This window comes from Haloarcula sp. H-hyl6, from assembly GCF_056934455.1.
In genome coordinates, this window is the sequence record NZ_JBRIIK010000001.1 from 2,083,071 (window position 1) to 2,106,854 (window position 23,784).

At 59.9% G+C, this 23,784-nt stretch carries 20 protein-coding genes and 1 pseudogene; 12 read left to right on the top strand and 9 right to left on the bottom strand.

Annotation, left to right across the window (positions count from 1 at the left end; translation table 11 throughout):
• Window positions 1-16: 16 nt before the first annotated feature.
• The gene (asnB, locus tag Hhyl6_RS10795) at window positions 17-1,873 is read left to right on the top strand and encodes an asparagine synthase (glutamine-hydrolyzing) (RefSeq protein ID WP_483739194.1); all 1,857 of its coding nucleotides are present in this window, start codon (window positions 17-19) and stop codon (window positions 1,871-1,873) included.
• A 34-nt stretch (window positions 1,874-1,907) separates the two neighbouring features.
• Here asnB and Hhyl6_RS10800 read toward each other — a convergent pair.
• Together Hhyl6_RS10800 and Hhyl6_RS10805 are read right to left on the bottom strand one after the other, a co-directional pair.
• Window positions 1,908-2,525: pseudogene (locus Hhyl6_RS10800) on the bottom strand (dTDP-glucose 4,6-dehydratase); the annotation flags it as partial.
• Window positions 2,526-3,035: 510 nt separating this feature from the next.
• On the bottom strand, window positions 3,036-3,983 hold the full coding sequence (locus tag Hhyl6_RS10805) for a glycosyltransferase (protein ID WP_483739195.1): 948 nt from the start codon (window positions 3,981-3,983) through the stop codon (window positions 3,036-3,038).
• Window positions 3,984-4,080: 97 nt separating this feature from the next.
• Between Hhyl6_RS10805 and Hhyl6_RS10810 the strand changes: the two genes are divergently transcribed.
• Window positions 4,081-5,484, top strand: coding sequence for a sulfatase (locus tag Hhyl6_RS10810; RefSeq protein WP_483739196.1), 1,404 nt, complete (start codon window positions 4,081-4,083; stop codon window positions 5,482-5,484).
• 18 nt (window positions 5,485-5,502) lie between these two features.
• Here Hhyl6_RS10810 and Hhyl6_RS10815 read toward each other — a convergent pair whose 3' ends face one another.
• Window positions 5,503-6,915 carry an oligosaccharide flippase family protein gene (locus Hhyl6_RS10815; protein WP_483739197.1) on the bottom strand — a complete coding sequence of 471 codons (1,413 nt, stop codon included), beginning with the start codon at window positions 6,913-6,915 and terminating at the stop codon, window positions 5,503-5,505.
• Window positions 6,916-7,033: 118 nt separating this feature from the next.
• On the opposite strand from Hhyl6_RS10815, the gene Hhyl6_RS10820 reads away from it, so the two are divergent.
• Window positions 7,034-7,966 carry a polysaccharide deacetylase family protein gene (locus Hhyl6_RS10820; RefSeq protein ID WP_483739198.1) on the top strand — a complete coding sequence of 311 codons (933 nt, stop codon included), beginning with the start codon at window positions 7,034-7,036 and terminating at the stop codon, window positions 7,964-7,966.
• A 1-nt stretch (window position 7,967) separates the two neighbouring features.
• A complete protein-coding gene (locus Hhyl6_RS10825; RefSeq protein WP_483739199.1) occupies window positions 7,968-8,768 on the top strand; it encodes a formyltransferase family protein in 801 nt (266 codons plus the stop codon).
• Window positions 8,769-8,922: 154 nt separating this feature from the next.
• Here Hhyl6_RS10825 and Hhyl6_RS10830 read toward each other — a convergent pair whose 3' ends face one another.
• Window positions 8,923-9,567 carry a TVP38/TMEM64 family protein gene (locus Hhyl6_RS10830; RefSeq protein ID WP_483739200.1) on the bottom strand — a complete coding sequence of 215 codons (645 nt, stop codon included), beginning with the start codon at window positions 9,565-9,567 and terminating at the stop codon, window positions 8,923-8,925.
• A 176-nt stretch (window positions 9,568-9,743) separates the two neighbouring features.
• On the opposite strand from Hhyl6_RS10830, the gene Hhyl6_RS10835 reads away from it, so the two are divergent.
• Together Hhyl6_RS10835 and Hhyl6_RS10840 are read left to right on the top strand one after the other, a co-directional pair.
• The gene (locus Hhyl6_RS10835; protein ID WP_483739201.1) at window positions 9,744-10,430 is read left to right on the top strand and encodes an FkbM family methyltransferase; all 687 of its coding nucleotides are present in this window, start codon (window positions 9,744-9,746) and stop codon (window positions 10,428-10,430) included.
• Window positions 10,420-11,181 (top strand): glycosyltransferase, encoded by a 762-nt coding sequence (locus tag Hhyl6_RS10840; protein WP_483739202.1) that lies wholly within the window; start codon window positions 10,420-10,422, stop codon window positions 11,179-11,181. The genes Hhyl6_RS10835 and Hhyl6_RS10840 overlap by 11 nt, the downstream gene beginning before the upstream one ends.
• Window positions 11,182-11,205: 24 nt before the next feature.
• Here Hhyl6_RS10840 and Hhyl6_RS10845 read toward each other — a convergent pair whose 3' ends face one another.
• Together Hhyl6_RS10845 and Hhyl6_RS10850 are read right to left on the bottom strand one after the other, a co-directional pair.
• The gene (locus Hhyl6_RS10845) at window positions 11,206-12,030 is read right to left on the bottom strand and encodes a methionyl-tRNA formyltransferase (RefSeq protein ID WP_483739203.1); all 825 of its coding nucleotides are present in this window, start codon (window positions 12,028-12,030) and stop codon (window positions 11,206-11,208) included.
• Window positions 12,027-12,905, bottom strand: a complete 879-nt coding sequence (locus tag Hhyl6_RS10850; RefSeq protein ID WP_483739204.1) for a carbohydrate deacetylase — start codon at window positions 12,903-12,905, stop codon at window positions 12,027-12,029. Before Hhyl6_RS10850 ends, Hhyl6_RS10845 begins: the two co-directional genes overlap by 4 nt.
• A gap of 105 nt (window positions 12,906-13,010) precedes the next feature.
• Between Hhyl6_RS10850 and Hhyl6_RS10855 the strand changes: the two genes are divergently transcribed.
• The 6 genes from Hhyl6_RS10855 to Hhyl6_RS10880 all read left to right on the top strand — a co-directional run bounded on the left by Hhyl6_RS10855 (window position 13,011) and on the right by Hhyl6_RS10880 (window position 19,767).
• Window positions 13,011-14,486, top strand: coding sequence for an ArnT family glycosyltransferase (locus Hhyl6_RS10855; RefSeq protein WP_483739205.1), 1,476 nt, complete (start codon window positions 13,011-13,013; stop codon window positions 14,484-14,486).
• 155 nt (window positions 14,487-14,641) lie between these two features.
• Window positions 14,642-15,400 (top strand): UTP--glucose-1-phosphate uridylyltransferase AglF, encoded by a 759-nt coding sequence (aglF, locus tag Hhyl6_RS10860; protein ID WP_483739206.1) that lies wholly within the window; start codon window positions 14,642-14,644, stop codon window positions 15,398-15,400.
• Between the two features lie 45 nt (window positions 15,401-15,445).
• Window positions 15,446-16,432 carry an SDR family oxidoreductase gene (locus Hhyl6_RS10865; RefSeq protein WP_483739207.1) on the top strand — a complete coding sequence of 329 codons (987 nt, stop codon included), beginning with the start codon at window positions 15,446-15,448 and terminating at the stop codon, window positions 16,430-16,432.
• A gap of 65 nt (window positions 16,433-16,497) precedes the next feature.
• On the top strand, window positions 16,498-17,904 hold the full coding sequence (locus tag Hhyl6_RS10870) for a sugar transferase (protein WP_483739208.1): 1,407 nt from the start codon (window positions 16,498-16,500) through the stop codon (window positions 17,902-17,904).
• A 78-nt stretch (window positions 17,905-17,982) separates the two neighbouring features.
• Window positions 17,983-19,092 carry a DUF4330 family protein gene (locus Hhyl6_RS10875; protein WP_483739209.1) on the top strand — a complete coding sequence of 370 codons (1,110 nt, stop codon included), beginning with the start codon at window positions 17,983-17,985 and terminating at the stop codon, window positions 19,090-19,092.
• A 6-nt stretch (window positions 19,093-19,098) separates the two neighbouring features.
• The gene (locus tag Hhyl6_RS10880) at window positions 19,099-19,767 is read left to right on the top strand and encodes a hypothetical protein (RefSeq protein WP_483739210.1); all 669 of its coding nucleotides are present in this window, start codon (window positions 19,099-19,101) and stop codon (window positions 19,765-19,767) included.
• Here the strand turns inward: Hhyl6_RS10880 and glmS are convergent.
• The 3 genes from glmS to Hhyl6_RS10895 form a co-directional block, all read right to left on the bottom strand.
• A complete protein-coding gene (gene glmS / locus Hhyl6_RS10885) occupies window positions 19,754-21,544 on the bottom strand; it encodes a glutamine--fructose-6-phosphate transaminase (isomerizing) (protein ID WP_483739211.1) in 1,791 nt (596 codons plus the stop codon). The two genes, Hhyl6_RS10880 and glmS, sit on opposite strands and share 14 nt — an antisense overlap.
• A complete protein-coding gene (gene glmU / locus Hhyl6_RS10890; protein ID WP_483739212.1) occupies window positions 21,544-22,734 on the bottom strand; it encodes a bifunctional sugar-1-phosphate nucleotidylyltransferase/acetyltransferase in 1,191 nt (396 codons plus the stop codon). The genes glmS and glmU overlap by 1 nt, the downstream gene beginning before the upstream one ends.
• A 73-nt stretch (window positions 22,735-22,807) precedes the next feature.
• Window positions 22,808-23,668 carry a CheF family chemotaxis protein gene (locus Hhyl6_RS10895; protein WP_483739213.1) on the bottom strand — a complete coding sequence of 287 codons (861 nt, stop codon included), beginning with the start codon at window positions 23,666-23,668 and terminating at the stop codon, window positions 22,808-22,810.
• Between the last annotated feature and the right edge of the window lie 116 nt (window positions 23,669-23,784).

The following is a 23,784-nucleotide window of genomic DNA, read 5'->3' on the forward strand; positions in this document are numbered from 1 at the left end:
GTACGGAACGAATCACATGTGTGGCATCGCCGGGGTGTTCGGTTGGACGGACGAGACGACGCTGGACCGCATGTTGGGGTCGATACGGCACCGCGGGCCGGACGACCAAGGCGAGTTCGTCCGGGAATCGGACGGCGTCATGATGGGTGCTCGCCGGTTGGCCATCGTCGACTTGGTGGGCGGTGACCAACCCATCACCAACGAGTCCGGCGACGTGACCGTCGTGTTCAACGGTGAGATATACAACTACCCGACGCTCCGCTCGTCGCTCGAGTCCGAAGGCCATCGATTCGAGACCGACTGCGACACGGAAGTCCTCGTCCACCTCTGGGAAGAGTACGGACGGTCGATGGTCGACCACCTCGACGGGATGTTCGGCTTCTCGCTGTGGGACGAGGGGGAACAGGAACTGTTTATCGCGCGCGACCGACTCGGAATCAAGCCGCTGTACTACGCCAACACCGACCGCGGCTTCGTCTGGGGGAGCGAAATCGCGTCGCTCCTTAACGCCGGCGTCGATACCACTGTCGACGAGCGGGCGGTCTACAACTACTTCACGTTCAAGTACACGCCATGGCCGCAGACGCTCTTCGAGGATATCCGCAAAGTGCCGCCGGGGACGGCTCTCTCCGTGACCGCCGAGGGAATCACCGAGTACGACTACTGGAGTCTCTCGCCCGACCCGGTTACGGGGTCGCCGTCGTCGATAGCCGACCGCGTCCGTGACCACTTGGAGCGGTCGGTCGAGCGACGACTGATGGCCGACGTGCCGGTCGGGGCGTTCCTCTCCGGCGGCGTGGACTCCTCGGCGATAGTAGGGCTGATGGCCGACCGCGTCGACGACTTACAGACGTTCTCCATCGGCTTCGAGTCGGCCGAACACGACGAGAGCGACGAAGCCCGGTTCGTCTCCGACCACTACGGCACCGACCACCACGAGGTGACCGTGGACCTCGACTCGATGGACGTGTTCCCGCGGATGGTCCGACACTACGGCGAACCGATGGCCGACCCGGCGATTCTGCCGACGATGGTGCTCGCCGACCACGCCAGCGACTACGTGAAGACAGTCCTCTCGGGGACCGGGGCGGACGAGATATTCGCCGGCTACCAGCACTATCGGACCTACCCCAGACACCAGCGGTTGCTGGGTCGACTGCCGGCGCCGGTCCATCGAGCCGCGACGCGTCTCGCTCCGCACGTCCCGGCAAAGCAGAAGCACTTCGCGTATCTCGGGAGCCTCACATCGGACCCGGAGGGCTTTCTCTACTGGGCTCGCGACTTCGACCGGGACCCGGAGGCGTACCTCGAAACCGACTACGATGCGGACTCCGCAGGGGCACAGGCGTGCGTCGACTCGACGTTCGACGTGCCGCCAGAGAACGACCTCGTGAAGAAGATATCGACGTTCGACGTCACGTACTGGCTTCCAGACGACCTCCTGTACAAGGTCGACCACGCGACGATGGCCAGTTCGCTGGAGGCCCGCGTCCCCTTCCTCGACCACCAGTTCGTCCGGTTCGCCTACAACATCCCCTCCGAGTACAAGGTGGGCGACGACGAGTACAAGCCGATTCTCAAGCGGGCGGTCAGCGACCTCCTACCCGAACGCATATATCAGCGGGAGAAACACGGCCTGTCGGTCCCCATCGACGACTGGTTCCGCGAGGGCCACGAGGCCATCGAAGGCGTCCTGACCGAGGACGCCGTCGCACGGGCCCCCTATCTCGACGACGAAACGCTGTTCTCGCTGTGGACCGCCCACCGGCGCGGGCAGGCGAACAACAGCATCACGCTGTGGAAGGCGCTGAACTACGTCGCGTGGCACGAGGAGTACTGTACTGGCCGAGAGCGTCAGATGGCGCTCCAGTAGGTTCGACCCGAAGAGACAGGACACTCTGCGTGGCTTACGCGTCGGACCTGCTGTCCACGCTTTCGTCGTCGAGGTAGTACGCCACCGTCTCCTCGAGTCCCGTCTCGAAGGACCACCGCGGTTCCCACCCGAGCGCCTCGATTTTCGAAGTGTCGAGCGCGTATCGCTGGTCGTGTCCCGGCCTATCCTCGACGTACTCGACGAGGTCCGACGACGCACCGACGGCGTCGAGGATGGATTCCGTGACCTCCAGATTGGTCCGCTCGTCACCACTCCCGATGTTGTATATTTCGCCGGGAGCCCCCTCCTCGAGAAGGAGCGCGATGCCCCGACAGTTGTCCTCGACGTACGTCCACTCCTGGACGTTCGACCCGTCTCCGTACAGTGGCAGGGATTCGCCCGCGGCGGCGTTAGTGACGAACTTCGGAATCAACTTCTCGCGGTGCTGCCGGGGACCGAAGTTGTTCGACGACCGGGTGACGAGCACCGGCACGTCGTGAGTGACGTAGTAGCTCCGAGCCAAGAGGTCGGCACCGGCCTTGGTCGCGGCGTAGGGATTACGCGGTTCCAACCGACTCGTCTCCGTGAACTCCCCGCTCTCGATTTCGCCGTACACCTCGTCGGTGGAGACCTGCACGAACCGGTCGAGGTCGTGTGTTCGGGCTTTAATAACGTTCGAACGTTACCGACGCTCGTGGTGAAGAAGTCGGCTACAACATCGGCCCGCTTGAAGCGAGAGCCGCTTTCGAACTGGAGCAACTGAAGAAACTCCTAGAGTTCGCCGAACAGCGCCGGGAAAACTTCGAGACGCGCTTAGCATTACTTTGCCAGTACGACGTATACTTGATGCTCCCGGAAAATGCGAGGAGATTACCACCTCGGACCTCGCCTCCCCTCCCATCCTGACAGAGGATACGTCTCTAACCGAGAGGAGAGCTTCAAGCACCTAAGAACAACAACTTCAGACCCGAGCTATGTTGGACCGGCAACCTTCTTCACCATTCCGGATTCAAGAACATCGCGTATCTGTGTCCGCTTGACGAGCCCCGAACGCCGACTACAGCATGGAGAACGCATTCGTCATCAACTGTCACTAGTTGATCGGACGACCCGAACGGGAATACGTCCAATCCCTCGTCTGCGAGTGGTTAGTGCAGTTCGATTAGGTGGTTCCTGTCCGGAATCGACGGTGAATCTTTGTCCCTATATTGACTGGCTCGGTGGCGTAGTCAGCCAGTGCGAGACAGAGAAATTGGAGTCTGCGAGTCGAGGGCTTCTTTCGTAGCGCCTTCGAGCAGTACCGAATCGCTTCACCACTCCGCCCGCTGACGAAGGCGCTTCGCCCTCGGTTGAACAGAATACTACTACGGACTGTCTCGATATCGCTCTTGTTGAGAAACGGGTATCGTTCCGCCATCTTCTCCAGAATGTAGATATTGTCACCGTAGAGCATCCGATAGTTCCCCGAGTAGTTCTCCTCGTGATCTCGCTTCGAGACGAGTGGTGCATCGATATGGCTGAACGTGTGTTCGTCAGCGAGACGGAGCCAGAAGTCGAAGTCAGCCGCTCCCTTGATTTGGGTATCGAATCCTCCGACTGCGTCCCACGCGGCACGCTTAACCGTCGTATTGCTTAAGCCAACGATGAAGTTGCGTCCGAACAGTAGTTGACGAACGAGTTCCGGTCCGGATGTCTCAGCATCGGGCAACGAGTGTCGTTGAATTAGGCCGCCGTCGGCGTCGACTCGCTCGAAATCCGAATAGACGACTGTTGCATCTGTCCGACGGTGTTCTTCGAGGTGTCGAGAGAGCTTGTTCTCAGCCCACGTGTCGTCTTGGTCGAGGAATGCGATGAGGTCGTTTGAGGCGAGTTCGACAGCACGATTGGTGCTGGCAGCGATGCCAAGATTCTCTTCATTCTGTGTGAAGTTCGAAACGCCGTCGTACGATTCCACGAGTTCTGGCGTTCGATCGGAGCTCCCGTCATCGATTACGATTAGTTCAACTGATGCAGAACATCGTTGATTTAGGACGCTTTCGATGGCGTCTGCGACATACTCCTCGCCATTGAAAGCCGGAAGGACGACTGAGACACTCCCGAGATGAGTCACAGATTACTTTCCAGTAGGTCCAACAATAACTGTTGTCGTTCGTGGGGTCCTGCGCAATGGCGTTATCCTTATCTGAAACAAGTGAATTGGACTTGCTATGTGGCAGAAAAAGAATGTCTTTCTCTTAACTGTTGACTGTCTCCGCGCTGATCATCTTTCGCTATATGGATACCACCGAGAGACGACGCCTTATCTGGATTCGATAGCTGAGAAAGGATGGACATTCCAGAACGCGTTCGCAACTGGTCCCGGTACGTCAATTTCGTTTCCGTCTATTTTTGGCTCAACGTACCCGTTTGACTTTGGAGGTTACAAGGGCTTTGGTAAAGATCGAGAACACCTCGCAGAGGTATTGAAAACCCAAAAGATATCTACAGCAGGAATTCATTCGAACGGATATCTTTCTTCCTACCACGACTACGACCGTGGCTTCGACTTCTTTGAGCCGTTCTTATCGGTAGATGGGAACGAACCCGCTGTCGTGAAGACTGTCCGATCGAAATTGGAACGCGACTCACTCCTGTTTACCGTTCTCAAGAAGGCCTACAGGGCGTACAAAGGCACGGGGAAAATGGAAGTCCCATACACGCCCGCGGATACGACCACCGACACCGCAATAGAATGGATGAGAGACACGCGTGACACTGGCCGGTTCATGTGGATTCACTATATGGATCCTCATGCACCTCACCGACCACCGGATCGGCACTTCGAACGGTTCAGTGGAAATACCCCGAACTGGCAGGCAGTCCGTGAACAGTGGAAAGCCGCTAAATGGGACGAAGAAGTAAACGACGAGACACTTGAACTCTTCAAGAAGGCCTACGACGCGGAGATACGGTTCGTCGACGAACAAATCAAACGGTTCGTTAGAGAGTTAGAACAACAGAGCATAGCCGAAGATAGTCTCATTATCATAACCGGAGACCACGGAGAAGAGTTCATGGAACACGGTGGTATCTCGCACACACCGAAACTCTATGACGAACTTCTTCATGTTCCGCTAATAATCTATGACCCCGCAACAGACGAAGGCGCCCGCATCGACGAGCTTGTTTCGCTACTCGATATCGCCCCGACGATATTACAGAATTTTGACATAGACTGTCCCGAAACGTACAGAGGGACACCTCTACAAAAAGCAGTAGAAAGACCGGAACAACGATACGAATACGTCTTTGCCGAGGTCTGTCACGAGAAGGGGAATGGTAGTGAAGGTGGAAAACTGGACAGAGAGAATGCAATCGTCGCGTGCCGGTCGCTGAAACGCAAATACATCTTAAACCGACAGACGGGCACAGAAGAATTCTACGACCTCATGGAGCCATCTGGAGACATCGGCAGTCCAAACGCATTTGACCCCGAGGAGCGAGAACGACTTCGAGAAGCCGTCGAAACACATCTGTCCAACTTATACGAGCCAACCAATACTGGTGAATCTCATACCGAAGTGCCGGACGAAGTGCGTGAGAGAATTGCGAATCTCGGCTACGTTGAGTGAACCACAGTTCCGACGCTATCAGAGTACTTTTCTCCCGTACTCAAATGTCTGTATCCGGATCGGTCGATAAAGCAGGAGAGAGAATAAATAAATGGTCGCACCTCCAACGATATAGCCGACGAGTACGGGTATTGAAGATATATTTATCGAGGGTTTAACCATGCTGAGAACTATGAACATCCAGACAGAGCTAACCGCGCTCCACAGGAACTCTTTCATTGGCAGTTCAATAGAAATTTTCCTAGCCAATGGGACAAAGTGAAGTATCATATTGGCAACTGATGCAACGATAGTCGCTACTGCCGCGCCAAGTAACCCAAATTCGAACACTAATATCACGTTCAAAACTACGTTAAGAGACATACTTGCTATAGAAGCACGTGCCGCATGGTTTGACGAACCAATACCATGTAGGAACTGCCCGACAATCGCGTGGATAGACCGGAGGATACGTTCAAACATGAACAAGACGAGTATCGAACTGGCAGCTATGTACTCCGCCCCGAAAAACTGTCGAAGGATACTCTGTGAAATAGCAATGGTACCGAAGAACGCAGGAACTGTAAGTAGCAGTCCCGGTAACAACGCTTTCGGAAAGAGCTCTTCTATCGTCGCTTTCTCACCGGTTTCGTTCCAGTGACTAATTTGTGGATGGATCGTTGATCCAATCGTTGTCGTGACCAGCCCAACTACCGCGGCTACCCGCCACCCAATCTCGTAAACGCTGACTGCAGATGGCGACATGAACAAGCCGATAACCAAGACGTCGGTCCAGTTATACAATCCCCCGCTTAGGGTTGTCGTGAACCGATATTTCCCCGAAGATGCCAATTCTCTAGCAATCCCGTATTCGGGTATTCCAAGACTGGTAGACGACTTCCAAATGCCAATTAGCGTCGATATTCCGAACCCACAGAGAAGACCCCAAATTAATCCTTCGCCTCCATATCCCAATCGTACAAACACGAAGCTAGTTCCGAACCAGACTATCTTTTGAGCAAACCGGACAATAGCCGTGTCTCCGACGCGGAGTTCGCCGTTCAGTAGTCGGATGTACGTCGTGCTCAACTCCCGGAGAGTGAGAGCGAGCACGAAGAATACCGTGACAGGTGCTCCAAGGTACGAATTTATTTCACCTCTGAAAAGTAGGGCGATAATAGAGAGGCCTAGAACGATAGTGATTTTCACCACTAATGTCGTCGAGAGCGTAGTGTTCGGATTTCGACCTTCGCTAACGAACTTCTCCATAGCCTTCGAAAGGCCGAAATCTGCAGGAATTGCTAGCACGGCGAGTGCGCCCTGAAAGAGGAAATACGTCCCCAGTTGACCAGTTCCGAGGACGTTGGCGAAGTACGCGATACCGACAAAGGAGAGTGCGGATCCCGCAACGTTCGCCAGCAGAACCTTCGTCCCTGATTTCGATAAGTTCATTCTCGAAGTAGTCGGTGTATTCTACACTGTACCGTACCTCGGTAAATATATTCTTGAACCGAGTTGCGATAGTCTTAGTCATCGACATAGTTATGCCGGCGAGTGGACTGGCCGAAATATGGGCACCCTCTCCGTGAGTCTCGAAGTCGAACTCGGGTGGGGTCAGGTGCTGAACGAACCGGGCGACCGGTTCGAGAACCTCAGCGGGCCTGACCGGGCGGTCGAAACCCGAGCGTTGGAGGCGCTCCTCGACGCCTGCGACAGAAACGGGGTCCCGATGACGTTCGACGTCGTCGGGCACCTGTTGCTCGACGAGTGTGCGGGCACGCACGACGGTCCGCACGAAGACGGGTGGTTCGAACTCGACCCTGGTACCGACGTCGAGACGGACCCGCTGTTTTATGCACCTGACCTCGTCGACCGGATCGCGACCGCGGAGACCGACCACGAGATATGTACGCACACGTTCTCACACATCCCGTGTGACGAGGTGGACCCCGACGTGGTCGACTGGGAACTCGAACGGAGCGCCGAACTCCACGAGGCCGCCGGCCTCGAACGGCCGCGGTCCATCGTCACCCCGTGGCACCGTGACCCGCCGATAGACGTGTTGCTGGAGAACGGCATCGACGTGTTGCGCGTGCCCGACGACGAGTTCGACCTCGAGTGGCCCAAACCCCGGAAACTCTACTGGTACCTGTTCCGCGACCCGTGGGTGGCGGTCCCGAGCACCGAGGACGGGATGCGCTACGTCTACACGTCGAGTGGCCCGTCGCTGACGGCGCCGTTCCTCGACAGCGGCCAGCGACCGCCGCACTCTGTGTTTCAAGCGATTCCCGAGCGGGTTCGGGCACGGCTACACGAACGCTATCTCGACGCCGTCCTCGACGCCGTGTCACAGACCGACCAGCACGTCCACCTGTGGTCGCACCTCTACGACCTCGGGAACGAGACCCAGCGGACGCTGGTCCTCGACTTCCTCGACCGCGTGGGGGCGGCACAGCGGTCGGGCGACGTGGTCGTGAAGACAATGTACGACGTGGCGAACTAAGATGCGGGTGGCACTGCTCCTCGACGGCGAACGCGTCCAGACGTACTTTGCCGACGCGCTCACGCAGATGGTCGAAGAGACGAATGCCGAGGTCTCGCTGGTCGTCGTCAACGACGAGGACGGCGACACGTTCGCAGACGTGCTTCGGAAGGGCGTACGTCGGCCTGACTGGGCACGAATCGTCGCCGGACAGATGCTGTGGGAGAAGGTCGCGGGGAAACCGGCGTTTCGCCGACCCGTCCCGCACGACACCGTGCCCGGACTGGCGGAGGCCGATACGATTCGCTGTTCGCCAGCGCCCCACGACGGGTTCGGCAACGAACTGCCCGACGACGTGGTAGAACACATCAGCGCGGCGGCCGACGTCGTCGTCCGGAACGGGTTCGGCGTCCTCAAGGGCGACGTCCTCAGCACACCGGACCACGGCGTCCTCAGCTACCACCACGGCGACCCGAGAGCGTATCGCGGCGGTCCGCCCGGGTTCTGGGAGTTCCTCCACGGCCGGGAGACTGGCGGTGTCATCGTCCAGCGACTCGCCCCCGAACTCGACGACGGCGAGGTCGTCGCGTTCGAGGCCGTCGACATCGGCGACGCCGCCACTTGGCGGGGCGTGCAGGAACGACTGTTCGAGTCCTCGACGGGAATGCTCGCGGCGGCTATCGAACACATCGAAACCGGTGGCGCGCCGCTCGGCTTCGACGAAACGGGAGCGATTTACACCGCGCCGGGACTGCGCGACTATCTCCGGTACGTCTTGAAGAACAACGCTGGCCGAGTCGCCAATGCAGTGACGGACTCATAGCCGACCGTCCTCGTCGACCGAAGAACCGCCACCGACATCTCTCTCGTAAAGAATCGACTGTTCGAGCCAACGGCTCGGGACCTGTTCCGTGATTAGTCGGACCTTGTTGGAGAAACACGAGTCCGGACGAAGTTCAGACCAGTAACGTTGCGGCTCATTGCTTCCGTTTGGCGACGACCGATTGCCCGACGATCAGGATTGCAAGCAACATCCCTGCAGCCACAAACTCCGGCGGGACCGACGCCGTTCGCAACGAGAGGGACTGCATTGAATTACCGGTTATCGTCAGTAGGATCACGATTGGAAACCATCCGAGGACGGTCCCCAGTAAGTACCGACGGAAAGGAACGGCCGAGAGGCCGGCCCCGTACGAGACAACGTCGCTCGGTAAAATAGACACTCGGGCAGCGACGATACCCCGTAAACTCCCGGTCTGAGAGAAAATCTCGGCCCCCTTCCGCGATACGGCACCGAGGAGTCCGTACGGCGTTCGGATATACCGCGCGAAAAAATAGGGCGGGACACAGGACAGTATCGCACCGGTGAACGCGAGCGCGATTCCGAGCGGTAAGGGATACTCGTACCCGACGAACACTATGAGCGCGCTCATCGGGAACCCGATGAAGCTCCGTACGAGGAAAACCAGCAAGATGACAGAAACGAAGATGGGTCGGGTAGCTGAGACGTGGATGGAACGAAGGAGCGTACTGGAAGAAAGTATAACCAAACCTAAGAATATTACTCCGGCGACGGTGTAGGCTAAGAGGTGGTTGCGGTCGACCAGAGAACCGGTTTCCATATATCAGCCTACAAAAGACAGCAACACTTAAACAGTTCGTCGGGAAAGCACTTCCTACTGTGGCCGGGCGTCTCGTTCGAGTATTTCGTCGAGGTTTCGAAACGTTCCGGAACGGGACGGTTCTCAAGTTGCCATTGTGGGTCCTCCGTGGAACCCGTACCGTCACTATTGGTGATGTGACTGCACGGTTCGACACGCGTCGGCCACTACAGGCGCTCCTCCTTGATTACTCAATACGGACCGAACGAGAGATACTGCGTGACCTGCTGAGCGAACTTGAACCCGGCGACGTATTTTACGACGTCGGTGCGAACTACGGGTTCTATTCTGCGTTTGCCTCTGGAGTAATCGACTCCAGCAACGTCATCGCTTTCGAACCGTATCCGCCGAACATCGACCGGATACACCGCACTGAAGAGTTGAACGGGTTCGATCTCGAACTATCGAAGATAGCGCTTTCCGACCGTAATGGTACGATCCTGTTCGACGAGCCCTCGTTCGGACGGGACATTACCGGAACGACCACTATCCGGACGGAGTCTGAGTCAGACGCAATCGAAGTCCCTACTTCGACGGTTGATACTGTCGTCGCCCGAGGAGAGGTTCCTAAACCGACAGTGATGAAAATCGACGTCGAGGGAAGCGAGCCGTTGGTCATCGACGGCCTCAAAGAGACTCTCCGGACCGGTGGCCTCCGAACTATCTACGTGGAGATTCACACAGATTCACCGTCGATAACGCAATACGGGTCCACGGCTCCGGAACTGATCGAGCAAATCGAACGCCACGGTTTCGAGACGACGGTGCTACAGCGACGTGACGGCGAAGTTCACGTAAAAGCGAGCCGTAACGATGAGAACTGAGAACGAGGAAGCCGAGCAGGAGAATCTCCACCAGCGAGAGTCCATCTCGGTCGTGCTTCCCGCGTACAACGAAGCAGACATCATCACAGAGATGGCAGCCGTCACGAATCGCTATCTCGACTCCCGATTCCCCACGCACGAACTCATCATCATCGACGACGGAAGTTCCGACGACACGGCCAACGTCGTCTCGAAACTTGCGAGAGAGACCGAAGAGATTCACGCCGTACGACACCGAACGAACAGAGGGAAAGCACACGCAGTCGTGACTGGATTCAACGAATCGAGATACGATTCGATCCTGTTTCTGGATGCAGATCTCGAACTCGACCCCCACCGGCTGGACGATTTTCTGCGAATTCGTGCCCAAACTGATGCCGACGTGGTGGCTGGCTCCAAGATGCATCCGGAGTCAAACGTCGAGTATCCGCTCTTTCGGACGGTCCTGAGCCGAGGATACGCATGGCTGATCTGGTTGCTGTTCGGGCTCGACGTGGGCGACCCACAGACCGGGATGAAGTTGTTCAGACGCGAAGTGTTAGAAGACTGTCTCGGAGAACTGAGCGTCCAGGGCCTCGCGTTCAGTGTCGAGTTACTCATTCTCGCTCAGCAGCGAGGGTACCACATCGTCGAGGCACCGATTTCACTCGATTATACGGGAGGTACGAGTCTCCAGGTACAGACAGTCGTAGACATGCTGCGTGATACGGTCGCGATGTTCCACAGATACGGCCTCCGAAAGGACGCATAGCGAGTGGAGAGTCGAAGGAACCAGTTAGCGAAGCCTGTTCGTGTTCCACCGGAGTAGTAAGGGGATGTCACCGCGAGCGATGACCTCGTGTGATTGTTCGTGGAATGCGTGAACGTCGTCCGCCTCGGGAACCGAGTTGTACGTACCACCTTCGTTGGATACTGAGTCGACAGACCCCTCACTAATTGCGTCGAGCGCTGAGACAGTGAGTCTCGCGCTCACGTCGTATCCCTTTACGTATAGCGAAATCAACGTATCGTCCGCCGAAATCGGTATTTCCTCTCGGTGGATTATCTCTCCTTGGTCTATTCCCTCAACCATCCAGTGGACCGTCGCGCCCGTGTGTGTCTGTTGGTTTACCAGCGCCCAATAGACAGGATAGAGGCCTCGGTTTTGCGGGAGATATGCGGTGTGTCGATTGATACAGCCAATCTCGGGCGCATCAAGTAGCGGGCGTTCGAAAATAGTCGGATTCGATGAGACGAGGACGTCTACGTCCTGTTCTTCGATGCGGCTGACGAACTTGTCACCGTTGACATCGTCCGTCTCTACGAGGGGAACGTCGTGCTTTTTTGCCACCTCTCGAACGGAGAACGGGCGGTTGGTGGAGAACGGGATTCGAGAGAGAACGCGGAACAGCACCGTCAGAACTGCGAGTAGGAACGCAGCGAAGAACCCAAACATCCCGACGCGGTCACGGAACGTGCCAACTAGTTCACGGAGGGACTCAAACTCGGAAACCGGCGTGATTCCGACCACTTCAACGTTGCCGGGTAGATTCGAGAGAGTATCATCCAGATAGGGTGGGAGGAAGAATACGTCGTCCAAGACGATGAACCAGACTCTCATATGTCGCTCTGAGGCAGGTCACGAAACGTCAACAGTTCGTATTGTTCCTCAACGATGTCAACGACTGTCGGACTCGTAAGTCCTGAGAGATCCTGTTCCCGTGCTTCGTTCAATGCGTTCTTTGAGGACGGGACAGTTGGGTTGTATTTGCCTGGATGAACACAGACCTCAATAGGAGAGATGCTGTTACACGCCAAGAACGAGGACAGTACGGTTTCGTTCATCTTGCCCACGTGGACGACGCCCGCGAACGCATCAGTTCCAGTACGGTCGTCCTGATCGAGTAAGGTTGCAAGCGTCGAGAGGACCATCTTCTTGACAATCCCACTACTGGATATCGTCCGTGACAGGTAACCGTTACTGACGGCGCGGACGTTTAATGGAATTCGCTCGTGAGAGTACCGAACGAATGGGATGTCGTACGTAGCCGCAAGGTCCCGAAAAGTGTCGAAAAGACTCGGAATCATGTGAACGTGCATGTGAGAGTTGAGATGGTCGGCATTGTCGAGTAACGAGAGTGCGGTCTCTATCTGGGAACGTACCTCCCTTCGAACGTCTGCGAGGTCGATACGGCCACGAAACCAGTTCGCGTAGAACGCCGCTCCCGTGTCGTGGAACGACCCGTCTTCGGTGACGACCGTCGAGATTGTTTCGGGGTCTGAGACCGGTCGCCCGTCGGTAAGTGCGACGTGGATGCCGCGCCCCATCCCTGGGCGTTCGTCGAGACACGCCACCGCGTCCTCAACGGCGTCGCCAGTCACCATCAGAGATGCACTGGAGAGGACGCCCGTGTCGTACGCCAGTCGAATCCCCTCGTTGATTTCGTCCCGCATCCCGAGGTCGTCGGCGTTGATTATGACCTGTTTTCTCGTCATCTATTCACATCATCGTAGAACGCCAGACTCGCCATCACGGTTGCTAGTTCGTGACTGGACAGACAGATGGTTTCCACACCAGTTGATGCAATTTTATTACCCCGTATGACTGTACTACTGCTAATCATATACATGCGACGTCGGTATTATCTCATCGGAGTGCTTCCCGCGTTATTTGTCTTACCACTATTGACGGCGGCAATCCCGATCGGTTACCACGCGATGCGTGAAAGCACGCAATACTTCCAGACGCTCGCGTTGCTCCGGACAGGGTTTACCGCCCATACCTTTTGGACGCCGTACGAGAGCATGGCCGGTCTCGAAATATACGGCATGCTTAACGTGCCATTTCTGGCTGTCGGATACGTCGAGTCTGGGCGGTTGATAAGTCTCGTCAGTGCAACCATTGCCGCGGTGATGCTCATGTGGATTGCGTACACGCTAACCGAACAGCGAACAACGGCCCTCTTTGCCGCACTGTTCCTGTGGGCGCATCCGCTCTTCCTCCGTCATGCGTACAGTTACACTCCCGAGGCACTCTCGATGGCGTTCACCGTCGGTTCCGTCGCGGCGACGCTCGCGTATCTGCGGACCGACGACCGTCGGTGGTTTCTCGCACTTATCGGGACGCTTCTCCTCGGGATTATGAACCACACGTGGGAGGCGACGATTCTTCTCCCCGTCGTCGCACTCCTTGCGGAGGACGAACGATACGGCGAAGCCGCATTTATCAGCATCTTTGGCGTTGGATCTGCCATCGGAACGAGATGGCTCATCAACACGCTACAAGAGCCGTATCTCACGTACGGCGGAACGTGGAGTATCGTCGCCGCGGGGCCGACGTTCCTCCAACCGTCTTGGTGGACTGGGATGCTCCACTCGATGCATCCGTTCGAGATCGCGTTCGCACTGACGCTCCCTGCTTCGCTCGTCCTGTTCGTCTGGTGGGGGTGGCGGTTCACACAAACCCGTTTTCGGCATCACCTCCTCCTCGTGACGTGGATTGCGAGTGGCCTCTCGATTCCGTTTCTGCTCCCTGCGGCCCTCCCGTGGCATCGGTACTACCTCTGGGTCCTTCCCATCCCGTTAGCACTGAGTGGGGGCGTCATTGCAACTCGCCTGAAAATCACCTTGACCCCCCATCTACCAGCCGTTCGAACTAGGATGCTCGGCCAATACGTCGTCGTCCTGCTGCTGCTCGCTATCGCGATTAACGGCCTCGTGGTCGAGGGCGGACTCCTGTACGGCAGCGGTGTCCCTGTCGGCGACGACGTCTCTGGGGCCGGCCGGTTCCACATGAACGGTGTATCGCCACAGGAGGCGGTAGACGCCGGACTCGTAATCCGAGAGGGAGGGTACGACGGAGGGACTGTCGTGTTCGTCGGAGACTGGAACACAGAAAACGGTGTCGCATGGGACAACCAAATGCGAGTGATGGTGTATTCAGGGATTCTGGTACGCGACTTAGAGGTCGTCGGCTCAGACGTCGTCAAAAACGCACCCGAAGGACCAGTCTCCGACTGTGAATACAAAGTCATCAGACAGGGCTCTCAGATACACACCGAGCGGTGTAGCTCCTGATACCCTGCAGCAACTCCCTCCCCTGAGGGATTGACAAACTATCAATAGGATGTCTATTTCGAGCCTTGCTATAGTAGACGAAGTTCGTTTGAGGAGAGCGGCTGCCGACGAATCTTCGACAACGGTTTTATGACTGCTCAGTGATAGCCAGCAGTATGAAAGCTGTCGTGCTCGCCGCCGGCGAGGGGACGCGACTCCGCCCGCTCACCGAGGACAAACCGAAGGGGATGGTGGAGGTAGCCGGTAAGCCCATCCTGACGCACTGCTTCGAGCAACTCATCGAGCTGGGCGCCGACGAACTGCTCGTCGTCGTCGGCTACAAGAAACAGGCCATCATCAACCACTTCGAGGACGAGTTCGAGGGCGTCCCCATCACCTACACCCACCAGCGAAAGCAGAAAGGGCTGGCTCACGCGCTGCTCACGGTCGAAGAACACGTCGGCGACGACTTCATGCTGATGCTGGGAGACAACATCTTCGAGGCAAATCTGCAGGACGTCGTCAACCGACAGCGCGAGGACCGGGCCGACGCGGCGTTTCTCGTTGAGGAGGTGCCGTGGGAGGAGGCCAGTCGATACGGCGTCTGTGACACCAACAAGTACGGCGAGATTACCGAGGTCATCGAGAAGCCGGACGACCCTCCTTCCAATCTGGTGATGACCGGCTTCTACACGTTCACGCCGGCCATCTTCCACGCCTGTCACCTCGTCCAGCCCTCCGGCCGCGACGAGTACGAGATCAGCGACGCCATCGACCTCCTGTTGCACTCGGGCCGGACCATCGATGCCATCCGCATGGATGGGTGGCGAAACGACATCGGCTACCCCGAAGACCGGGACGAGGCCGAAGAGCGATTACAGGGCGAGGTCGACCCCGAACTCGCTGCCGACGCTATCGCCACCGACGGCGAGTGAGCGGACCCGACGGATTTTTGTCCGTCCACGGACCCGTTTCGGGTAATGGATATTCTCGTCACCGGCGGCGCGGGCTTCATCGGCGGCAACCTCGCCGAACGGTTCGCCCGTGACGGTCACTCGGTCACCGTTCTCGACAATTTCGACCCGTTCTACGACCTCGACATCAAGCACCACAACGTCGAGGCGGGCCGCGAGGCCGCCGAAAAAGGCGGCGGGAGCTACGAACTCGTCGAGGGCGACGTGCGGAACGCCGACCTCGTGGCCGAACTCGTGCCCGACGCCGACTACGTCTACCATCAGGCCGCACAGGCGGGCGTCCGCCCGAGCGTCGAGAACCCCCGGAAGTACCACGAAGTCAACGCCGACGGCACGCTCAACCTCCTCGACGCTTGCCGCGACGAAGGCATCGAGCGGTTCGTCATGGCCTCCTCCTCGTCGGTGTATGGCATCCCCCGGTACCTCCCCTACGACGAAGAGCACCCGACGACACCCGTCTCACCCTACGGCGCGTCGAAGCTCTCCGCGGAACGGTACGCCTGTGCCTACGGCGAGGTGTACGACTTCCCTGTGGTCGCACTGCGCTACTTCACAGTGTACGGCCCGCGGATGCGCCCGAACATGGCGATCTCGAACTTCGTCTCCCGATGTATGAACGGCGAACCGCCCATCATCTACGGCGACGGTACGCAGACGCGTGACTTCACGTTCATCGACGACGTCGTCGAGGCGAACGTCACCCTCCTCGACTCCGACGCCGCCGACGGCGAAGCCGTCAACATCGGGTCGACGGACAACATCGAAATCAAGACGCTGGCCGAGGAGATTCGCGACCAACTCGCACCGGACCTCGAACTCGTCTACGAGGAGCGACACGACGCCGACGCCGAGCATACGCATGCGGACACGTCGAAAGCGAGCGAACTACTCGACTACGAGGCGAGCCACACCATCCGAGAGGGCGTCGCGAAGTTCATCGAGTGGTACCGTGCGAACCGCGAGTGGTACGAACCGCTGGTACGCCGTTCGTAAATCCGACAGGTCTTCCTGCCGACAGCCCGTAGCGTTTTTAACCACCTTTCACCTGCCTTACGCTAATGGGGACTGGATGGCGATACCGCATCGCCGCGGTCGGCGGGTCGGTAGTGCTCGTCGCTCTAGCAATAAGCATCGCCAATATGCACGTAGTTCAGTCCTTCGTCACGTCGGTTCCACCCTTCCAGAGCCTCGAACCGTCTGGGCTTCCGAGTAGCGACATTCCCGACGAGTTCCTGACGTCGCTCGTGATAATTCTCGTGTCCCTCTGGCCCCTGTTCAAACCGCGGCCGAGGCGGATACTCGACACTATCTCGCTCACGCACAAGCGGGTGTTCCTCGCGACGGCGATACTCGCGGCGATAGGGTACTTCGACTGGTCGACGCGGCTCCCGAGGCCTACGCTCATCGCGACGACGATGCTTCTGGCGGTTTTGCTCCCGCTCTGGTTCGTGTACATCCGACGCCGTCCGCAGGAATCGACGCGGGCGCTCATCGTCGGGGACGATACGGACATCATACAGACACTGTTCGAGACCGCCGAGGTCCCGATACTGGGCGTCGTCACGCCGCCGAACACGGAGTTCGAGAGCAGACCGGGGTTCGTCGCCGACGGCGGCGTGACCATCAGGCGAGCCGAGGCACTTCCGCGACTCGGGGGCCTCTCCAGACTCGACGAAGTGCTCGTCGAACACGACATCGATACGGTCCTCCTCGGATTTCGGCGCCCCGACCGCGAGGAGTTCTTCGGGACGCTATCGACCTGTTACGAACAGGGCGTCCGGGCGAAGGCCCACCGAAACCACGCCGACAACGTACTGATGGCCGACACGACCGCCGGGGAACTGGTCGATACGGACATCGAACCGTGGGACTGGCAGGACTACGTCGTCAAGCGCGCGTTCGATGTTCTCTTCGCCGGGGTCGCACTACTCCTCCTGTCGCCGGTGTTGCTCGTAATCGCGGCCGCCATCAAACTCAGTTCCAACGGGCCGATATTTTACAGACAGACGCGGACCGCCGCGTTCGGTGAGACGTTCACCATCTACAAGTTCCGGACGATGGAGGTCGGACGAGCGGACACCACACCGACGGATGACGCGGAGAACGACCGCATAACCCGGGTCGGCCGGTACCTGAGGCTGACGCACCTCGACGAGATTCCGCAGCTGTGGTCGATTCTCGTCGGCGATATGAGCGTCGTCGGCCCACGAGCGGTGTGGACCGACGAGGAGGAACACCTCGAAGCTGAGACCAGCGAGTGGCGGAAACGGTGGTTCGTCAAGCCCGGACTCACGGGACTCGCACAGATAAACGGGATGACGAGTAAGAATCCCGAACAGAAGCTCCGCTTCGACATCCAGTACATCCGTCAGCAGTCGTTCTGGTTCGACATCAAAATCGTCGTTCGGCAGCTATACAGCGTCTCCCTCGACGTCGCCAGCATCTTCCTGACGAGATGGCGGTAACGACATCTTACTGCCGAGTTGTGACGACTCTATCACGGAAACGAAAGTTCCATACCGAGGCTACGAATTGCATCTCCTATGGATAGAGGGCGAGGTGACGGTGCACTACTCGACGACGACGGCCGGATTTTCGGCGTTCTCAACGTCGTCGACGCGCTGGTCGTTCTACTGGTAGTCAGTGTTGCAATCGCCGGGGTTTCGACCATCGTCCTCGGCGACGGCGCGACCCAGCGGACCGTCCACGCGACGCTCGATTTCGACGGACAACCGAGCAACGTCGTCTCGGAGATTAGAGAAGGCGACCAGTACTCACCGACGGGGAGTTCGATGCTCACCATCACAGACGTCTATCGCACCCCGACGAAGAACGGGACCGACGTCGTGACCCGCGTCAGGTTGCAGGGACTCGCCCGAGAGAACACCACGACCTACGCTGGCGCCCCACCCCGCGTCGGCCGCGAGTTGTTCGTGAAGACGAACGCCTACAACATCACGGGGACGATTCGAGGCGTGGGGGAGGCGAACGAGTTGGAGACGGGAGAGACGCAGGTACTGATGCGGACGGTGCTTCCGACCGAAGACGCGAACCAGTTGGAACCCGGTCAGAGCGTCGACGTCGGCGGTCGCTCGGTCGCCACCGTCGAGTCGGTGACGTCTTACGGCACGTCGAATCCGGACTACAAGACCGTGTACGCTGGCTTGACGCTACGGACGCTCTCTGAAGACGGGCAACCGCATTTCGGTGGCCGCGTTGTTCGAGAGGGGGCGTCGCTATCGCTCCGGACGGAATTTAGCCGTCTGGACGGACAGGTCGTCCGAGTCGGCGCTACCGAACAGCGCGGCACTTCGACGACGCGGACATACACCCTCCAGATGCGCAACGTCTCGCCGCAGCTAGCGAGTAGCATCCGCGAGGGGATGACCGAGACGAACGATAACCAGACGGTCGCGCGTATCACTGACGTGAGTCGGCAGAACGCGACCGTCATCCTGACGAGTCAGGACGGGCAGATATTCGAGCGGGACCACCCACGCAACGAGACCGTGACCGTCACGGCTGAACTGGACGTCCGAGAGACGACGACCGGGACGACGTTCAAGGGCCGAACGATACACCAAGGTAGCGAGATTACGCTGGACCTCGGGACAGTCACGATTCGAGCGAGCGTCGTCTCCGTGCCCACGTAGCCGACCATGGGAGACAGCAATTCCCACCGAGACGGCAAGACCCGAACGGTCCAGCAGGTGGCACGAGCGTCGGTCGTCGATAAGCGCTTACAGACGCTCAAGCGGTGGGTAGACCGGTCGAAGATCGCTGCGGCCTGGCGGCGAGGACAGACGCTCGGAGCGACGTCCCGAACGGTAGATGTCGCGAAGCAAATCTGCGGAATAGCGTCGGCGTCGCTCCTCTACCGGTACGGCGTCGAAGGCCGTCAGGTGACAGTTCCCCTCCGGGAGACGCGGCTACTGGGCCCGGTGGTGACACAGGTGACTTCGGCGAACGTCCGGACGGCTGTCGAGACGGCACAGGTCACGTCTGCCTCGACATTGCTCGGCGACTCCCTCGGTCGACCGCGTGTTCGCGTCGGCTTCTTTGCCGTCGTGCTCGGAGTTCTCGCGGTCGCATCCTTACTACCGTTCAGCCCACCGGTGGCGCGCCAGTCCGTGGGATACTGGCTCCTGTTCGCAGCGTTCGGCACGCTCGGTACCTGGCTCCTCTACTCGGCCGAGCGATTGGTAAACGAGCCGGTGGTGGCTCTCGCAGTCGCGTTGCTCGGACCACCGGACCCACCCACCGGCGAAGGCGAGACGACGACCGAAGAGGGAAGGTCGGAGAGAGAGACGCCGGTCACTCGACGGTGACGCTCTTCGCCAGGTTCCGCGGCTTGTCGATGTTGCGCCCCAGCAGATTCGCGACGTGATACGCCACCAACTGCAGGTGCGTGTTCGCCAATACCGCCGCAGCACGGGGATGGGTCTCCGGGAGCCCCAACACGTGATCCGCATACCGGCTGACGTCTGACTGCCCGTCGGTGATGGCCACGACCGGCGCATCCCGCGCCTCGACTTCCTTGACGTTGCCGACGGTCTTGCGGGCCTGTTCGCCGTCGCCGGTCACCACCGCGAACACGGGCGTGTTCTCCGTGACCAGCGCCAGCGGGCCGTGCTTCAACTCACCCGACGCAAAGCCCTCGGCGTGCTTGTAGGTTATCTCCTTCATCTTCAGCGCGCCTTCGAGCGCGACCGGGTACTGGTACCCGCGGCCGATGAAGAAGTAGGCCTTCGCGTTCTCGTACATCTCGGCGACCTCACGCGCACCGGATTCATCCAACACCCGCTGGACGTTCCCGGGGAGTTCCCGCAACGCAGCGATGATCTCTCGCACCTCGTCAGCGTTCGTCATCCCCAGCGCCAACAGATTCAGCGCGACCTGCTGGGAAGAGAACGTCTTGCTTGCCGCCACCCCAATCTCGGGGCCGGCCCGGATGTAGAAGGCGTGGTCGCACTCGCGGGCGGCCGTCGACCCGACCACGTTGGTGACCGCGAGCGTCCGTGCGCCGCGCTTGCGGGCCGCCCGCAACGCCGAGAGGGTGTCGGCCGTCTCGCCGCTCTGGGTGACGCCTACGACCAGTGCATCGCCGATAGGCGGCACTGACGTCGCGTACTCACTCGCCAAGAACGCCTGTGCGGGGATGCCGGCCTCGCGGAACAGTTGCGCGCCGTAGAGTGCAGCGTGATACGACGTCCCGCAGGCGACGAACTGGACGCCCGTCGGCGAGAGGTCGCCCAAGTCCTCAATATCGACGGTGCCGGCCATCTCGTCGACCCGGCCGCGGAGACACTGGCGCAACGCCCGCGGCTGCTCGTGAATCTCCTTGAGCATGTAGTGGTCGTAACCGCTCTTGCCCGTCTCCTCGGGGTCCCACTCGACGGTGTCGACCTCCTTCTCGACCGAGTCCCCGTCGAGGGTCGTGACAGTCCACCCCTCAGCGTCGAGTCGGGCGAACTCGCCATCGGCGAGGTAGATCACCTGATCCGTAAAATCACGGAACGCGGGCACGTCGCTCGCGAGGAACGTCTCGTCGTCGCCGAGGCCCAACACCAGCGGCGAGTCGTTGCGCGCGGCGTAGACGGTGCTGCTGCCCGCGATGACGACGGCGACGGCGTAACTCCCCTCCAGCCGCGAGATAGCCTCACGGACTGCTGCCTCGGGGTCGGCACCGTCTTCGAGGGCGTCCTCCACGAGGTGGGGGACGACTTCGGTGTCCGTATCGGAGGTGAACGTGTGGCCGGCCGCGACGAGTTCGTCCCGTAGGGTCTGGTAGTTCTCGATGATGCCGTTGTGGACGACGGCGACGTCGCCCGTACAGTCCTGATGCGGGTGGGCGTTGGCGTCCGTCGGCGGCCCGTGCGTGCTCCACCGGGTGTGGCCGATGCCGACGTCGCCAGTCAGCGCCGACCCCTCGAGCGTCTCACGGAGGTCGTCGATTTCGCCGGCGGTCTTACAGACGTCGACGCCGCCGTTAGCCATCGCGACGCCGGCCGAGTCGTAGCCACGATACTCCAGTTTCGAGAGGCCGTGGACGAGGGTGTCGAGCGTCTCGTCTCCGCGGCCGACACAGCCGATGATGCCACACATCAGCGAGTCACCTCCGCACCCTCGGTGACGTTCCCATCGACCGTGACGCCGGCATCGAGCGTCGCGTTCGGCCCGACGAGCGACCCGGGCGTGAAACTCACGTTGCCGCGGGCGCGCGCACGGTCGGCAATGACCGCACCCAGTCTCTGGTCTTCGAAGACGCGCGTGCCGACCTGTACGTCGGCGGGACCGCCGGGGACGACCGTACTGGCGCCGAGGTGGACGTCCTGCCCGGTGACCGTATCGAGCAGCGTCGACCCGGGGTCGACTCGCGTGTCGGCGTCCAGCACGCTCCCCTGCACGACGGTGTTGGCGCCGACGGTGACGTTCGACCCGAGCGCGACGTTCGGGCCGACGACGGCATCCGGACCGACCTCACAGTCCGGGCCGACCACGAGCGGCGCCTGCAACACGGCCTCGTTGTGGACGCGCGCGGAGTCGGCTATCCATATCTGCTCGTGTCGCGCGCTCTCGACGAGGCGTCCACGGGCCAGTACCTCACGCGCGACGGTCAAGAGGTCCCACGGGTACGTGGCGTCGACCCACATCCCGTCCACCTCGACGCCGCGAATCCGGTTCGATTCGACGATGTCTGCGAGCGTATCCGTGAGTGCCAGTTCGCCCGCCTGTCTGGGCGTCTCCTGGATAGCCGTGAAGATGTCCGCTGGGAAGGCGTAGACGCCGCCGTTGATGAGGCGGTAGTCGCCCTCTCTGGGTTTCTCCACGAGGTCCGAGATGATGCCGTCCCGGACTTCGACAGCGCCGTAGCGACGCGTGTCCTGCCGCTCGACGACTGCCAACGCGGGGTCGCCCGTCGCCGAGAAGGTGTCCGCGACGGCCTCGACGGTGCCGGCGTCGATGAGTCGGTCCCCGTTCAGGACGAGAAGCGGACCGTCGACGACCGAGCGGGCCTGCAACAGCGCGTGGCCGCTGCCGAGTTGCTTGTGCTGTGTGACGTACGTGATGGGGACGCCCCGATACGTCGGGCCGAAGTGGTCCTGTACTCGGTCGCGCTTGTAGCCGACGACGGTGACCAGTCGGTCGACGCCGGCCTCTACCAGTGCGTCGAAGACGTGCTCCAGAATCGGCCGGTTGCCCGCCGGGAGCATCGGCTTGGGCCGGTTCCGCGTCAGCGGGCGAAGCCGCGTGCCCTCGCCGGCCGCGAGGACGACAGCCGTGTCGATTTCCATACTCGTATCAACAGGAGTGGGGATTTGAATATGGCGGGACTACTAAAGTTCGCGACCCTCGTTCGAGGCCGCGCTACTGTTCGCCCATCCGGTCACCCGCGACGCGCCGCCCTTTCGTCGTAAGCGCCACCTCGGTCCGTTCGCGGACGACGCTGATGACGTCGAGTTCGACGAGGCGGTCGAAGATAGCCTCGGTCTTCTCTACGTCGATGCCGACGAAATTCGGGATGTCGAACGGCGAGACGCCAGAGTGAAGCGCCATGATGACCCGCTTCTCCGTCGAGGAGAGGTCCAGGTCGGCGCGGTTTCGCTCGGCGCTGTCTTCGAGCATCGTCCGGAGGACGGTGGCGTGGAACTCCTCGCCCGCGAGGTGGGTCTCGACGCTGATGTCTCCCTCGCTGTGTTCGACCTGTATGACGGTTCGTTCCTCGCCCGAGACCTGTTTGTCGTCGACGGTCAGGTCCCCGATGTCCGCTCGGTCGATGTCGACGGCTTGCCCGTCGGCCAGCGCCAGTCTGAGCGCCTCGTCGGTCACCTTCAGTCGGCCTTTGGTCCAGGAGGCGTCCTGTACGACGCCGCCTTTCAGCGCCGGGTGCTGAACGAGGATGACCTCGCCGTCGAGACTCGCCCGGTAGAAGTCCGTCTCGAAGGCCTCCTGCTCCGCCGCCGAGACGAGGAGGACGTCCTCGCCGACGTGGAAGCCGACGTACTCCGAGACGCCGGCGCTCTGCTGGTTCACGTCGAATCGGTCGGCGATGCGGTCGATGTTGTCGAGTGCGACCTGCCGCTTGCTGTCGCCGATGAGCGCGAGGCGTTCGGTGGTGAGGACCACCCGGCAGTTGCGCCACTCGGCGTCGGTAAGCCGTTGGCCCTGCGAGACTGCGAGCAGGTACTGGCCCTGCGTGTCGGCGATTTTCTTCTCTGTGTCGCTCATACCCCGTGACCGGCCTCTATTCGTCGTTGTCGAGGGCGGTGAATATAGCTTCCGCCGCGAGTGTCGCTGCTGAGAACGGGACGACTCCACGGTTAGCGTCAACGCTTATCAGCATG